This is a genomic window from Bradyrhizobium sp. 930_D9_N1_4, from assembly GCF_052076015.1.
GTDB lineage: Bacteria > Pseudomonadota > Alphaproteobacteria > Rhizobiales > Xanthobacteraceae > Bradyrhizobium.
The window spans coordinates 7,144,544-7,158,344 of the sequence record NZ_CP197236.1 but is presented as its reverse complement, the minus strand read 5'-3'; the positions used below and the strand labels follow the sequence as shown (position 1 = coordinate 7,158,344).

The 13,801-nt window shown below is 64.2% G+C and carries 13 protein-coding genes; 5 read left to right on the top strand and 8 right to left on the bottom strand.

Translation table 11 applies throughout. The features are described 5' to 3' along the window. Positions 1–176 precede the first annotated feature (176 nt). Entirely contained in the window at positions 177–1,076 is a 900-nt protein-coding gene (locus AB7532_RS34030) for an EamA family transporter (RefSeq protein ID WP_441239013.1), read from the top strand. A 113-nt stretch (positions 1,077–1,189) separates the two neighbouring features. Here AB7532_RS34030 and AB7532_RS34025 read toward each other — a convergent pair whose 3' ends face one another. From AB7532_RS34025 to AB7532_RS34010, 4 genes are read right to left on the bottom strand one after another with little or no spacing between them, the layout of a single operon-like run. Further along, positions 1,190–1,672, bottom strand: coding sequence for a DUF1178 family protein (locus AB7532_RS34025; RefSeq protein WP_441239012.1), 483 nt, complete (start codon positions 1,670–1,672; stop codon positions 1,190–1,192). Beyond that, entirely contained in the window at positions 1,669–2,547 is an 879-nt protein-coding gene (locus tag AB7532_RS34020) for a carbon-nitrogen hydrolase family protein (protein WP_441239011.1), read from the bottom strand. Before AB7532_RS34020 ends, AB7532_RS34025 begins: the two co-directional genes overlap by 4 nt. Next, positions 2,544–2,819, bottom strand: a complete 276-nt coding sequence (gene grxC, locus AB7532_RS34015) for a glutaredoxin 3 (RefSeq protein WP_441239010.1) — start codon at positions 2,817–2,819, stop codon at positions 2,544–2,546. The genes AB7532_RS34020 and grxC overlap by 4 nt, the downstream gene beginning before the upstream one ends. A 47-nt stretch (positions 2,820–2,866) precedes the next feature. Beyond that, positions 2,867–3,664 carry a ComF family protein gene (locus AB7532_RS34010; protein WP_441239009.1) on the bottom strand — a complete coding sequence of 266 codons (798 nt, stop codon included), beginning with the start codon at positions 3,662–3,664 and terminating at the stop codon, positions 2,867–2,869. A 240-nt stretch (positions 3,665–3,904) separates the two neighbouring features. Here AB7532_RS34010 and AB7532_RS34005 point away from each other — a divergent pair, with 240 nt between their 5' ends. Both AB7532_RS34005 and AB7532_RS34000 read left to right on the top strand, forming a co-directional pair. Continuing rightward, on the top strand, positions 3,905–4,741 hold the full coding sequence (locus AB7532_RS34005; RefSeq protein ID WP_441239008.1) for a methyltransferase domain-containing protein: 837 nt from the start codon (positions 3,905–3,907) through the stop codon (positions 4,739–4,741). A gap of 179 nt (positions 4,742–4,920) precedes the next feature. Continuing rightward, positions 4,921–5,745, top strand: coding sequence for an IS5 family transposase (locus AB7532_RS34000; RefSeq protein ID WP_441233133.1), 825 nt, complete (start codon positions 4,921–4,923; stop codon positions 5,743–5,745). Between the two features lie 48 nt (positions 5,746–5,793). On the opposite strand, the gene AB7532_RS33995 is transcribed toward AB7532_RS34000, so the two are convergent. The 3 genes from AB7532_RS33995 to AB7532_RS33985 form a co-directional block, all read right to left on the bottom strand. Then, positions 5,794–6,204 (bottom strand): (deoxy)nucleoside triphosphate pyrophosphohydrolase, encoded by a 411-nt coding sequence (locus tag AB7532_RS33995; RefSeq protein ID WP_441239007.1) that lies wholly within the window; start codon positions 6,202–6,204, stop codon positions 5,794–5,796. 10 nt (positions 6,205–6,214) lie between these two features. Continuing rightward, positions 6,215–7,456 (bottom strand): bifunctional glutamate N-acetyltransferase/amino-acid acetyltransferase ArgJ, encoded by a 1,242-nt coding sequence (gene argJ, locus AB7532_RS33990; RefSeq protein WP_441239006.1) that lies wholly within the window; start codon positions 7,454–7,456, stop codon positions 6,215–6,217. Positions 7,457–7,560: 104 nt separating this feature from the next. After that, positions 7,561–8,481: a peptidylprolyl isomerase gene (locus tag AB7532_RS33985; protein ID WP_441239005.1), complete on the bottom strand. Its 921-nt coding sequence runs from the start codon at positions 8,479–8,481 to the stop codon at positions 7,561–7,563. A gap of 355 nt (positions 8,482–8,836) precedes the next feature. Here AB7532_RS33985 and secA point away from each other — a divergent pair, with 355 nt between their 5' ends. Next, positions 8,837–11,677, top strand: coding sequence for a preprotein translocase subunit SecA (secA, locus tag AB7532_RS33980; protein ID WP_441239004.1), 2,841 nt, complete (start codon positions 8,837–8,839; stop codon positions 11,675–11,677). 190 nt (positions 11,678–11,867) lie between these two features. Here secA and AB7532_RS33975 read toward each other — a convergent pair whose 3' ends face one another. Beyond that, positions 11,868–12,302 carry a MarR family winged helix-turn-helix transcriptional regulator gene (locus AB7532_RS33975; protein ID WP_129274011.1) on the bottom strand — a complete coding sequence of 145 codons (435 nt, stop codon included), beginning with the start codon at positions 12,300–12,302 and terminating at the stop codon, positions 11,868–11,870. A gap of 179 nt (positions 12,303–12,481) precedes the next feature. Here AB7532_RS33975 and AB7532_RS33970 point away from each other — a divergent pair, with 179 nt between their 5' ends. Beyond that, positions 12,482–13,666, top strand: a complete 1,185-nt coding sequence (locus AB7532_RS33970) for a substrate-binding domain-containing protein (protein WP_441239003.1) — start codon at positions 12,482–12,484, stop codon at positions 13,664–13,666. The last annotated feature ends 135 nt before the right edge of the window (positions 13,667–13,801 follow it).

Sequence of the window (13,801 nt, the reverse complement as noted above, 5' to 3'; positions counted from 1 at the left end):
TTATTTGTCCATGAACGCGGGCGCATGGCAGGTAGTGCGGGTGGGGGCGCAAGGAGGCGTCGCGACAACCCAACCATCGTCAGCGCGGGCATCGCACCCATGACGTCCAAATGGTTGACCGCGCAGGCGGCAGCTTGCAGGTTGGCCGCGCCTTTTTCCTCCCATCATCCCCACCCATGCTCACCATCACCAGCCTCTGGATTCCCTTCACCGTCGTCGCGGCGCTCGGCCAGGTCGCGCGCAATGCGATGCAGCGGTCGCTGACCAAGCCGTTGGGGACCTGGGGCGCGACCAATATCCGCTTCCTGTTCGGATTCCCGTTTTCGCTGCTGTTCCTGGGCGTGGTGCTGGTTGCGACCGGCGATCATCTCGGCATGCCGCCGACCGTATTCTGGCCATGGCTGCTGCTGGGGGCGCTCAGCCAGATCGTGGCGACCGGCTTGATGCTGCTCGCGATGAACGACCGCTCCTTCGTGGTGACGACGGCGTACCTGAAGACCGAGGCGATCCAGACCGCGATCTTCGGCTTCGTCTTCCTCGGCGATCACCTGACCTGGCTGAAGGTGCTGGCCATCATGATCGCGACGATCGGCGTCGTCATTACGGCGCTGCGGCCAGGCGGCGAGAAGAGTTTTGCCGAGCTGAAGCCGACCATCACCGGCCTCGTCGCGGCCGCGGCCTTCGCATTGTCCGCGGTCGGTTTTCGTGGCGCCATCATCAATGTGCCCGGCGTGTCGTTCGTCACGTCGGCATCATTTACGCTGGTGTTCGGCCTGTTCGTGCAGACGTTGATCCTGACGATCTACCTGCTCTGGCGCGCCCCGAAGGTGCTTCAGGCGATCCTCGGCTTGTGGAAGCCGTCGCTGCTCGCCGGCTTCATGGGCGCCTTCGCCTCGCAGTTCTGGTTTCTGGCCTTTGCGCTGACGGCCGCCGCCAATGTCCGCACGCTCGCGCTGATCGAGGTGCTGTTCGCTCAAGCCGTGGCCTATTACTCGTTCAAGCAGCCGATCGCGCCGCGCGAGATTTTTGGCATCGTGCTGATCGTGGCCGGCGTGGCGCTGCTGGTGGGCGTCTGACCTCTATCCGCCGTCATGGCCGGGCTTGACCCGGCCATCCACGTCTTTCTATGCCACGGCACGAAGAACGTGGATGCCCGGGACAAGCCCGGGCATGACGAGAAGCGAGAGCGTCAGTTCCGATCTTCCGGCAACGTCGGCAGCGGCGACACCTCGATGCCTTCGTCGATCAGCGACTTCGCCTCGTCCGGCGAGGCCTCGCCATAGATCGGGCGATGCTCCTTGTCGCCGTAATGCATGGCGCGGGCTTCGTTCGCAAACTTCTCGCCGACATTGTCGGCGTTCTTGACGATGTGATCGCGCAGCTCTTTCAGTTTGGTGCGAAGCTCGCGCTCCTGCGCCATCAGCAGCGAGGTCGGTCCGGACTGCACAGCCTCGGGCACAGGCGTAGCGGCGGGCTCCGGCGGCGGCGTTGCAGGGCCGCGGCCCTTCTTGCCGACGATGCGCGGAGCCATGATCGCTTTGTCGACCTTGGCCGATCCGCAGATCGGACAGGTCACCAGCTTGCGCTTCACCTGCGAATCGTAAGCCGACGAACTCTGGAACCAGCTTTCGAATTCGTGGTGTCGGTCGCAGTGAAGCGCGTAGCGGATCATGCCGATCCCCGCACGAGATGCAGATGGTCCGGCCCGGCCTTGGGATCGGCGACGCCGAATCGGCGGCCGTGCTGGAGCGAGGGAATCGCGCGGCGCGCGGTCTCGACCTTGGCCGGATCGATCTTCGCCATGATGATGCCGGGCTCGACATCGCCCTCGGCGAGGATCTCGCCCCAGGGGTCGATGATCAGCGAATGGCCGTAGGTCTCGCGCTTGTTCTCGTGGGTGCCTGCCTGGGCCGCGGCGAAGATGAAGCAGCCGGTCTCGATCGCGCGCGACCGCAGCAGGATGTGCCAATGCGCCTCGCCGGTCTTGCGGGTGAACGCCGACGGCACCGTGAGGAAGGACGCACCGCTCTCGGCCAGCGCGCGGTAGAGCGCGGGGAAGCGCACGTCGTAGCAGATCGTCAAACCCACGCGGCCCCAGGGCAGGTCGGAGATCACGGCGGTTTCGCCCGGCTGGTAGTTGGCGGATTCGCGATAGGTCTCGCCGTCCGGCAGCACGATGTCGAACATGTGGATCTTGTCGTAGCTCGCGAGCACATTGCCCTCGGGCCCGATCAGGAAGGACCGGTTGACAGCCTTCTCTTCCGAGAAGCGCAGGGCCAGCGAGCCGACATGGATATGGATCTTCAATTCCGCCGCGAGCGCCCGATAGGCCTTCAGCGAGGAATCGTCCTCTTCGCTCTGGAGATGCTCGAACAGCGCCGTGCGGTTCAGCTGCATCATGTTGCTGACTTCGGGCGTCTGCACATAGTCGGCACCATTGGCCGCAGCCTGCCGGATCAGCTTGGTGGCCTGCGCGAGGCTCGGCTCGGGCAGCAGGCCGGTGCGCATCTGAATCATCGCGGCGGTGAAGGTCCTGTTCTCGCTCATGACACAGCCTTTACGCCTTCGAGCATGCCGTCGAGCTTGCCCTCGCGGTCGAGCGCGTAGAGGTCGTCGCAGCCGCCAATATGGGTTCCGCCGATCCAGATCTGCGGGAAGGTCGAGCCTTCGCCGGCGCGATCGTACATTTCGTCGCGCCAGGACGGGTTCTTGGCGACGTCGAACTCCGTGAAAGTCGCCTTCTTGCGGGTCAGCAGCGATCTGGCGGCGGAACAATAGCCGCAGCCCGGCCTGGTGTAGATCTCGACAGCAGCGGTCATGTCGCCTGGCGCTCTCATGTCATGAATTCATTGAATTATATGGGACTTCACCGGCTTTCGACAACCCGGGCGAAGACCAGCACGTCCACCTGGGCCGCCTTGGCGCGGAGCAGGGCCCGCGCGCAGGCGTCCAGCGTCGCGCCCGTGGTCAGGACATCGTCGATCAGGAGGATTCGGCGGCCCTGGACCTCAGTTTGACGGTCGGGAGATACCTGGAATGCGCCCTGCACATTGGTGGCCCGCTGGGCTCGCGACAGGCCGATCTGCTGCTCGGTGGCGCGCACCCGGCGCAGCACCTCGCCCCGGACCACCACCTCGCTCTGCCGCGCGATGACCCGCGCCAGCGCCCCGGACTGATTGTAGCGGCGTCGCCAAGCCCGCCGCCAATGCAGGGGCACCGGCACCAGCATGTCGGCGCCCGCCAGCAGCTCGCCGCCGGCGCGCGCCATCCAGCGCCCCATGGCCGGCGCCAGATCGGTCCGGTCCTGGTATTTCAGCGCATGCACCAGCGTGCGCGCGACGTCGTCATAGCGCACCGCCGCGCGCGCCCGCTGGTAAGCCGGCGGGCTCGCGATGGCCTCCATCGACAGCATGTCGGGGCCGGGATCATAGACAAAGGGGATGCCGAGCCGCGGGCAATAGGGTCGCTCGATGAACGACAGTTTTGCCCAGCAGGCCGCGCAAACACCCTCGCCATCGACCGGCTCGCGGCAGGACACGCACAGCGTCGGCAGCGCAACGTCGAGCGCAAGCCGCGCGGCGCGTGACAGCACGTGGCGGCCGGCCGTCCACGCGGCACGCAGAGGGGCGGTGATGGAGCGGGAGGTGGCAGCGTCGGCTTCCATGCGGGCAGGCTAGCGTTCTGCGCTTGTCTGCTCAAGCAACACTCTCGTGCCCCGGACGCAGTGCGGCGCGGAGCGCTGCACTGCTGAGCCGGGGCCCAGAAAGCCGCGCGCGCAGAAGCATGGGTCCCGGTTCTGCGGAGCGTCACGCCGGACGACGCTTCGCGTCGCCGGGGCGTGCCGCACCGCGCCCGGGACACGAGAGCGATTGCCAGAACGACTTGGATCAGCGTAACCAGCGGCATGGCCCAGCCCCCGCAAACCCCGCCCGCATTGTTCGATCGCGCTCTTCTGCATGCGCGGCAGCGGCGTGCGCATGCGCAGGGCGAGGCGACATTCCTGCTCGATCGTGTTGCAGAGGACATGACCGACCGGCTGGCCGCCGTGATGCGGGAGTTTCGTGCTGCGGCCGATCTCTGGACGCCCGGTGCGGGGCTCACGGGGTTTCCGTCCATCGCGCACATCGCGCTCGACGAAGCGGGCGCGGAAAAACTGCCCTTCGCGCCGGAGAGTCTCGACCTCGTCGTCTCAGCGCTGGCGCTGCAATTCGTCAACGACCTGCCGGGGGTGCTCGCGCAAATCCGCCGCGCGCTGAAGCCGGACGGCCTGCTGCTCGCCGCGATGATCGGCGGCGACAGCCTGACCGAGTTGCGACAGGCCTTTGCTGCGGCGGAAGCCGAATGCGAGGGCGGCGTGTCGCCGCGCGTGGCGCCGTTCGCCGATCTCAGAGACATCGGCGCGCTGTTGCAGCGGGCCGGTTTCGCGCTGCCGGTCACCGATGTCGACCGTGTCGTGGTGCGCTATGCCAATGCCTTCGCGCTGATGCAGGATCTTAGAAGGATGGGCGCGGCCAATGTCCTGATCGAGCGGCGCCGTACACCGAGCCGGCGCGCGACGCTGCTGCGGATGGCCGAAATCTACGCTGAACGCTTTGCCGATTCCGACGGCCGCATCCGGGCGACGTTCGACATCATCTGGCTGTCCGGCTGGGCCCCGCATGCGAGCCAGCAGCAGCCGCTCAAGCCGGGATCAGCGAAAGCGAGCCTGGCAGAGGCGGTGAAGAAGGCGGGGAAGGAGTAATCCTCATGGTGAGGAGGCGCGCCAGCGCCGTCTCGAACCATGCAGGCCCCGCTCTTGCCGTGCGGCCATCCTTCGAGACGCGCGTTCCGCGCTCCTCAGAGCCTGACCGGAAAAGAAAATTGAGTGATTTCAGCCCGTTGTGATTCTCTCGTGTTTGCGAAGACTCGAGGGAGCACAACATGTGTTGGACCGAAATCACCCGCGAACAATATCGGCGCGATGGACTTCGTTACGCAAGTGACATGACGGATGCGGAGTGGAGTTTGCTTGAGCCGTTGATGCCTGTCTGCTGTCGGCTCGGCCGTCCGCGAAAGATCAGTCTCCGCGTGATCATGAATGCAATTCTCTACATTGGCGCTAGCGGCTGCCAGTGGCGAGCACTGCCCAAGGACTTCCCGGCGTGCTCGACGGTTCAGTATTATTTTTACAAGTGGCGCGGGTCTGGCTTGTGGCGCACGATCAATGACACGCTGGTCCAACGCGTTCGGCAACGGCAAGGACGCGAACCTACGCCAACGGCTGGGATTATCGACAGCCAGAGTGTGAAGACCACGGAAAGTGGCGGTCCAAGCGGGTTTGACATGGCCAAGCGCGTCAAAGGACGCAAGCGTCATATCGTCACCGATACCGAGGGCTCCTTGCTAGCTGTGCAGGTGCATCCCGCCAATCTTCAAGACAATCACGGCGCAGTTCCGCTGCTGCGAATCATCGGCCGCCTGTTCCCCGGCCTGCGCCACATCTTCGCCGATCGCGTCTATCGTGGTCCAAAGCTGCTCGATGCCATCGCTGACCTGGGCAAATGGACCATTGAAATCGTCACCCGCTCGCAAAGCGTTGGAACGTTCAAAGCCGAACCCCGACGATGGGTCGTTGAGCGTACGTTCGCCTGGTTCGGTCGCAATCGACGGCTTGCCAAGGACTTCGAGGCAACCATCGCCAGCGCGGAGGCATGGGTCCTCATCGCAAGCATCCGTCTGCTCTCTCGTCGACTGGCCAGAGCTTGATATCTCAATGACTTATTTTGAGTCAGGCTCTCAGGATGAGGTCTGCGCTCACATCAGCAAATCAATCAAATGCGGAATCAGCGGAATGTCTGCGGGGGGCATCGGATAGTCGCGCAGCTTGTTGGCACGGACCCAGGCCAGAGTCTGGCCTTCACGCGGCGCGACCTGTCCCTCCCAACGCCGGCAGATGTAGAGCGGCATCAACAAATGAAACGTCTCGTAGCCGTAGCTCGCGAAGGTCAGCGGGGCCAGGCAGGGCTCGGCGACGGTGATGCCGAGCTCTTCGTGGAGCTCGCGGATCAGGCTCTGCTCCGGCCGCTCGCCGGGCTCACATTTGCCGCCGGGAAATTCCCAGAGGCCGGCGAGCGTCTTGCCCTCGGGGCGCTGCGCGATCAGCACGCGCTTGTCGGCGTCGACGAGCGCGCAGGCCACCACCAGTGTCAGTTTGAGATCGGCCATCGGCGTCCGCTTACGACCTGTAATCCCCGTTGATCGCCACATATTCCTTGGTGAGGTCGCAGGTCAGCACGCGATCACGGCCCTTGCCGAGGCCGAGCGAGACCTTGATCGCGATCTCCGGCGCCTTCATCGCTTCCGACACCTGCGCTTCGTCATAGGACGGATCGCGCGCGCCGCTCTTGGCGACGCGGATGCCGTTGAAGGAGATCGAGAGCTTGTCGCGATCGGCCGGCTCGCCGGCCTTGCCGACCGCCATCACCACGCGGCCCCAATTGGCGTCCTCGCCGGCGATCGCGGTCTTGACCAGCGGCGAGTTCGCGATCGACATCGCGATCTTGCGTGCGGAAGCCTTGGTCTTGGCGCCCTCGACGGTGATCTCGACCAGTTTTCGCGCGCCTTCGCCGTCGCGGGCGACTTGTTCGGACAGATTGGCGAGCACCTTGTTGAACGCCTTGACGAAGGCCTTGAGGCGCGGATCGCTGGCGCGGCTGATCTTCGGTGCGCCATGCTCGGCGGCAGCGCCGGTGGCGAAGGCCAGCAGCGTGTCCGAGGTCGAGGTGTCGCCGTCGATCGTCACCGCATTGAAGGTGTCCTCGACGCCGGCCTTGAGCAGCGCCTGCAACGCGGCCGGTGCGATCGGCGCGTCGGTGAAGATGAAGGACAGCATCGTCGCCATATCGGGCGCGATCATGCCGGCGCCCTTGGCCATGCCGTTGATGGTGACCTTGGCCTTGCCGAGCTTGACGGTCGCGGTCGCGACCTTCGGGAAGGTGTCGGTGGTCATGATCGCCTTGGCAGCAGCGAGGTAGTCACCAGCCTCGGCGGTTTCGGCGAGCGTGCCCAGCACGCCATCGAACTTGGTTGCGTCCAGCGGCTCGCCGATCACGCCGGTCGAGGCCAGGAAGATTTCGCCCTCGCTGCATCCGACCGCCTTGGCCGCGATCTTCGCGGTCAGCGCGGTGGAACTGCGGCCGGTCTTGCCGGTGAAAGCATTGGCGTTGCCCGAATTGACCACCAGTGCGCGGGCCTTGCCGCCCTTCAGCTTGGCGCGGCACCATTCCACCGGTGCGGAGGGGCACTTCGACTTGGTGAAGACGCCGGCGACCGCGGTGCCCTTGTCCATCACCGCCAGCAGCACGTCGGTACGGTTCTTGTAGCGGATGCCGGCCTCGGCGGTCGCAAGACGGACGCCCGCAATGGTGGGCATGTCGGGAACGCTTGTCGGGGCGAGGGGAGAGACGGCTGAGGACATCTTGGGGCGCCTTGGTGGGATCTGGATATGCAGATGCCCGGCGCGGGGGCCGGGCATCACAAAGGCTTAGATACTCTTCACGTCATCGAAGTGACAGCGAATTCTTACTTCTTCGCAGGCGGCGCCATCTTGCTGTCGGAGGGCTTCGCCGCATCGGCCGGCTTCGCGTCCGATTTGGCATCCGCCGCCGGCTGGTCCAGCCGCTCGACCTTGGCTTCCGCGCGCAGCTTGGCGACGTAGTCGGCCTGGGCCTTGCGGGTGACGTACTGCTCGATCTGGGCCTTGACCTGCTCGAAGTCCGGCGCCTTGCGGCTGCGCTTTTCCTCGACCTTGATGATGTGCCAGCCGAATTGCGACTTCACGGGGTCGGAGATCTTGCCCGGCTCGAGTGCGAAGGCGACCGTCGAGAATTCCGGCACCATCTGCTCCTTGGTGAAGAAGCCGAGATCGCCGCCATCGGCCGAGCCCGGATCCTTGGACTTCTTCTTGGCCAGCTCGGCGAAATCGGCCCCCTTGTCGAGTTCGGCCTTCACCGCCTTGGCCTCGTCCTCGGTCTCGACCAGGATGTGGCGGGCGCGCACTTCCTGCTCGCCGGTGATCTGCTTGGAGGCCTCCTCGTAGACCTTCTTCATGGCGTCCGGGGTGGTGGCGGCCTTGCCCTCGTTGGCGAGCAGGCTGTCCATCAGGAGGCGATTGCGGGCGAACGCCAGGCGCTTCTTGAACTCCTCGCCGTCCGCGACCTTCTTGTCCTCGGCGGCCTTGCCGACGATCTTCATGTCAATCAGGAAGGACAGGACGTTCTCGTCCTTGGTCGCCGGGTCCATCTGGGCGAGGCTCGGTCCGAGTTCCTCTTCGGCCATGGCGACGTCGCTCTTCTTGATTTCAGCGCCATTGACCTTCGCCAGCACCGGATCGTCGGCGGCCCGGCCGGGACCCGCGATCAGCGCCAGCGCAAGGCAGCCCACGAGGGCGGTGGCGAGGCCGAAGCGCAGGCCGGTTTTGGTTACCGGGAACGAGGTGGTCATGGAAAATCCTTTTGTTGAAGCAGGGGGGCTGCTCGAAGCGGGCGGACACTCGCCCAATTCAGGGGGGCTTGGCAACGCGAAAAGTCTGTCAAAATGATGAATTAGCCGCAATGCACCCGCCGTTGACAAGGCCCTGACCGGGCCATATCTCTGCCCGGTCGCGACCATGGCGATGGCGTTTATTTTGCTGCGTTTTTGGCCGTTGAACCCAGACTAGCCCAACTCCCACCCATATGGCGGATGACCCCCCGCAGTCCGGGCTCTGACGCCAGCAGGCGTCACGGTGAGTTGATAGGCAGGCGGGTGACAACTTCTTGGCTGCAACGCGGTTAAATCGCGAACACAGGAACTAGGCATGATCGGCGCGCTCGCCCGCAAGTTTTTCGGCTCCGCCAACGACCGGCGGGTGAAGGGATATCAGTCCCGCGTCAACGCGATCAACGCGCTGGAGGGAGAGGTCTCGAAACTCTCCGACGAGGCGCTCAAGGCCCGCACCGCCGAGTTCAGGCAGCAGCTTGCCGAGGGCAAGACGCTCGACGACCTCCTGGTTCCCGCTTTCGCCACCGTGCGCGAGGCCGCCAAGCGCACGCTCGGCCAGCGCCATTTCGACGTCCAGCTGATCGGCGGCATTGTGCTGCACGAGGGCGACATCGCCGAGATGAAGACCGGCGAAGGCAAGACGCTGGTCGCAACGCTCGCGGTCTACCTCAACGCGCTCGCCGGCAAGGGCATCCACGTCGTCACCGTCAACGACTACCTCGCCCGCCGCGACTCCGGCTGGATGGGCCAGATCTACGGCTTCCTCGGCCTGACCACCGGCGTCATCGTTCACGGTCTCGACGATGCCGAGCGCAAGGCAGCCTATGCCTGCGACATCACCTACGGCACCAACAACGAATACGGCTTCGACTATCTGCGCGACAACATGAAGTACCGGCTCGAGGACATGGTCCAGCGGCCGCACTTCTACGCCATCGTCGATGAAGTCGACTCCATCCTGATCGACGAAGCGCGCACGCCGCTGATCATTTCCGGCCCGCTCGACGACCGCTCCGATTTCTACAACACCATCGACTCGTTCCTGCCCAGGCTCGACAAGTCCGACTACGACGTCGACGAGAAGCAGCGCACGGTGACGCTCACCGAAGGCGGCATGGAGAAGATCGAGGGGCTGCTGCGCGATGCCGGCCAGCTCAAGGGCGAGTCGCTCTACGACGTCGAGAACGTCTCCGTCGTGCACCACATCAACCAGGCGCTGCGCGCCCACACGCTGTTCACGCGCGACAAGGATTACATCGTCCGCGACGACGAGGTCGTGATCATCGACGAATTCACCGGACGCATGATGGCGGGCCGGCGTTATTCGGAAGGCCTGCACCAGGCGCTGGAAGCCAAGGAGCACGTCCAGGTTCAGCCCGAAAACCAGACGCTGGCCTCGATCACCTTCCAGAACTACTTCCGGATGTACGAAAAGCTCGCCGGCATGACCGGTACGGCGTTGACCGAAGCCGACGAACTGTTCGACATCTACAAGCTCGAGGTCGTGGAGATCCCGACCAACGTGCCGGTGGGGCGCCTCGACGAGGACGACGAGGTCTATCGCACCCAGAACGAGAAATACGCCGCGATCCTCGCCGAGATCGAGCGCGCCAATGCGCGGCTGCAGCCGGTGCTGGTCGGCACCGCCTCGATCGAAAAATCGGAAGTGATCGCCGAATATCTGAAGAAGCACGGCTACCGGCAGATCGATTTCGGCAACGAAAATTCGATGCAGAAGCTGTACGCCGCCGCCCGCGCCGGCAAGCCTGCCAAACTGTTCGCGGTGCTGAACGCGCGCTTCCACGAGCAGGAAGCCTATATCGTCGCCGAAGCCGGCGTGCCCGGCGCGATCACGATCGCGACCAACATGGCCGGCCGCGGTACCGACATCAAGCTCGGCGGCTCGCTCGAGATGCGCATCCAGCAGGAGACTGCTGACATCACCGACGAGGCCGAGAAGGCGAAGAAGATCGAGCAGATCAAGGCCGACATCGAGCACTTCCGCGACATCGTGCTGAAGGCCGAGGAAGAGGTCGAGATCGAGCCGGCGAAGGGTTCGAAGCCCGCCAAGACCGTGAAGAAGCCCGGCGGCCTCTACATCATGGGCTCCGAGCGCCATGAATCCCGCCGCATCGACAACCAGCTGCGCGGCCGTTCCGGCCGTCAGGGCGACCCCGGCCGCTCGAAGTTCTTCCTGTCGCTGGAAGACGATCTGATGCGCATCTTCGGCTCGGACCGTCTCGACAGCATGCTGCAGCGTCTCGGCCTCAAGGAAGGCGAGGCGATCATCCATCCCTGGATCAACAAGGCGCTGGAGAAGGCGCAGCAGAAGGTCGAGGCCCGCAACTTCGACATCCGCAAGAACCTGCTCAAGTTCGACAACGTCCAGAACGACCAGCGCAAGGTGATCTTCGACCAGCGCGTCGATCTGATGAAGGACGAGAGCGTCGCCGAGACCGTCTCGGACATGCGCCACGCCTTCATCGACGACCTCGTCGCCAAGCACGTGCCCGAGCATGCCTATGCCGAGCAGTGGGACGTCGCCGGCCTGAAGGAAGAGCTCAAGCGCGTGCTCGATCTCGACCTGCCGGTCGAGGAGTGGGCCAAGGAAGAGGGCATCGCCGACGAGGAGCTGCTCACCCGCATCGAGACCAAGGCCGACGAGCACATGGCGGCGAAGGTCGGGCAGTGGGGTCCCGACGTGATGCGTTACGTCGAAAAGACCATTCTCCTGCAGACGCTCGACCATCTCTGGCGCGAGCATCTGATCATGCTCGACCATCTGCGCCAGGTCATCGGCCTGCGCGGCTACGGCCAGCGCGATCCGTTGCAGGAGTACAAGACCGAAGCCTTCAATCTCTTCCAGGAGATGAGCGCGCATCTGCGCGAGGCCGTCACGGCGCAGCTGATGCGTGTCGAGATCGTCCCGCCGGAGCAGGAAGCGCCCGTGCTGCCGCCGATGGAAGCGCACAAATTCGACCCCAACACCGGCGAAGACGAAATGGCCATCGCCAACGTCTCGCTGGGAGCACAGGCCACCGACGCGGCGCTGCGCGATCCGAAGAACCCGGCCAGCTGGGGCAAGATCGGCCGCAACGAGGATTGCCCGTGCGGCTCAGGCAAGAAGTACAAGCACTGCCACGGGCGGTACGGCTAGCCGTTGACATGGATGGGTGAGGCGCGACGCTCCCGCCTCATCCTCCGCTGTCGTCGCCCGGTTTAACCGGGCGACCCAGTACGCCGCGGCCTCTCGGTTCAATCACAGTTGTCTCTGGAATACTGGATCGCCCGATTAAATCGGGCGATGACAGTTGCGCGCGTGGTGAAAGCCAAGTCTCACCCCAGCGTCAATTCGAGCTGTCGATCAAGCTCTCCAGCAGCCGCTTGAGCTCGCTCGTCGACTTGTCGCCGTAGCTCTCCAGGATGTGCTCCTCCTGGTCGACCGCGAGTGAGTTGAGCTTCTTGCACAGCACCTTGCCGCGGTCGGAGATGAACATCAGCACCTTGCGGCGGTCGTTTGGATCCTGCACGCGATAGACTAGCGTGTCCGAGACCATGCGGTCGATCATCTTGGTCAGCGTCGGATGATTGAGCAGCACGGCGTCCGCGAGCTCGCCCATCGAATGGCCGTCGCCGTCCGACAACACTTTCAGGATGCGCCACTGCTCGACGGGAACGCCCTCTTTGCTCAACCTGAGTTCGAGCTGCCGGTTGATCTCCCGGTTAGCTTGCGCAAGCAGATAAGCGAGGTGTTCGGTGATGGGAGTGTTCGGTTTTGCCACGGCTAAGACTTCGTCTTGACCCAAATGAGTGAATGTCTTGCAATCGATGCTGCTTCTATATGCACTTCAATTGTTGAATATTCAATATTTTCAAAATAGGATGTTTGCCTAACAAAAGGGCGGAAGCCGCGGCCGCCTGCTCAATGTGCTTTCAGGTCTGATACCGGACAGGAGTTGGCGTGCGCGCGACGGTAAACTTCCCGGCTCAAGGCGGTCCGGCGTTGCCGCCGTCTTTGCTGTTCAGGAATCTGTCGTCCTCGGCGGCTGATTTCGACCTGTCTCCGCTCGATTCCCATTTCATGAAGCGCCGCGGCGCGCGCAACAAGCTCCGCATCGGCAACTTCCTCACCTTCACCGGCTCGCCCGGAATCTGGGGGCCGACCTCCACCAACAGCGCGATGCTCGCGGTCGCCGAGATCAACAAGCGCGGCGGCATTCTCGGCCGCGAGCTCGAGCTCTCGATCTATGATTCCGGCGGCCCGATCGACGATGTCGTGCGCCGCGCCGAGCAGGCGATCGCCTTCGACGAGGTCGATCTCATCATGGGCTCGCATATCAGCGCGGTCCGCGTTGCGCTGCGCAAGGTCACCGGCAACCGCATCCCCTACATCTACACGCCGGTCTATGAAGGCGGCGAGCGCACGCCGGGCGTGATGGCGATCGGCGAGACGCCGCGCTGGCAGAGCCGGCCGGCGATCCAATGGCTGGCCGACGTCAAGAAGGCGGCGCGCTGGTATCTGATCGGCAGCGATTACGTCTGGCCGTGGCAGTCGCATCGTTCGGTCAAACGCTACATCAAGGAGGCCGGCGGCCAGGTCGTCGGCGAGGAGTTCGTCCCCGTCGGCGAAGACAATCACGAGGCGCATCTGGCGCGCATCCATGCCGCCAAGCCCGACGTGGTGCTGATCTCGCTGATCGGCACCGACAGCATCACCTTCAACCGCGCCTTCGCGGAAGCCGGCCTTGCCACCTCGACGCTGCGGCTGGCGGGCGCGATGGACGAGACCGTGCTGCTCGGCATCGGCGCCGACAACACAGAGAATCTGTTCTGCGCCTCCGGCTATTTCAACGGCATGGTCTCGCGCGCCAATGACGAATTCCTCGGCGCCTATTATTCCATGTTCGGCCCGCATGCTCCCCCGGTCGGCTCGGTCGGTCAGTCGAACTATGAGGGGCTGCGCTTCCTGGAGTCCGTGGCCAACCGCGCCGGCTCGCTCGCCTTTCGTCCGCTGCTGAAAGCCGCGCGCAACACCGTCTATTCGGCCGGCCGCGGTCCCGTCACCATCCGCGATGGTCGCGCCGAGATGCCGATGTATCTCGCTGAAGCCGATGGTCTCGACTTCAGGCTGGTCAAGACGCTCTGATATCAGGCTGTTCATCCGTCGCAGTCGATTTGCGAAATAATACTTGAAAAGGAAAATATTTCCGTCTGTAATATCGAGGCGAAGCCGGTTGGCCCGCGCCGTGCAGGCGCAGGCTGAGCGGCTTCCGTTAACGCC

Excerpts from the sequence above, each read along its gene's own strand:
- AB7532_RS34005 (WP_441239008.1), top strand. The coding sequence starts at position 3,905 with ATGGCCCAGCCCCCGCAAACCCCGCCCGCATTGTTCGATCGCGCTCTT.
- AB7532_RS33985 (WP_441239005.1), bottom strand. The coding sequence starts at position 8,481 with ATGACCACCTCGTTCCCGGTAACCAAAACCGGCCTGCGCTTCGGCCTC.
- AB7532_RS33995 (WP_441239007.1), bottom strand. The coding sequence starts at position 6,204 with ATGGCCGATCTCAAACTGACACTGGTGGTGGCCTGCGCGCTCGTCGAC.
- AB7532_RS34030 (WP_441239013.1), top strand. The coding sequence starts at position 177 with ATGCTCACCATCACCAGCCTCTGGATTCCCTTCACCGTCGTCGCGGCG.
- AB7532_RS34020 (WP_441239011.1), bottom strand. The coding sequence starts at position 2,547 with ATGAGCGAGAACAGGACCTTCACCGCCGCGATGATTCAGATGCGCACC.
- AB7532_RS34025 (WP_441239012.1), bottom strand. The coding sequence starts at position 1,672 with ATGATCCGCTACGCGCTTCACTGCGACCGACACCACGAATTCGAAAGC.
- secA (WP_441239004.1), top strand. The coding sequence starts at position 8,837 with ATGATCGGCGCGCTCGCCCGCAAGTTTTTCGGCTCCGCCAACGACCGG.
- grxC (WP_441239010.1), bottom strand. The coding sequence starts at position 2,819 with ATGACCGCTGCTGTCGAGATCTACACCAGGCCGGGCTGCGGCTATTGT.
- AB7532_RS34010 (WP_441239009.1), bottom strand. The coding sequence starts at position 3,664 with ATGGAAGCCGACGCTGCCACCTCCCGCTCCATCACCGCCCCTCTGCGT.
- AB7532_RS34000 (WP_441233133.1), top strand. The coding sequence starts at position 4,921 with ATGTGTTGGACCGAAATCACCCGCGAACAATATCGGCGCGATGGACTT.
- argJ (WP_441239006.1), bottom strand. The coding sequence starts at position 7,456 with ATGTCCTCAGCCGTCTCTCCCCTCGCCCCGACAAGCGTTCCCGACATG.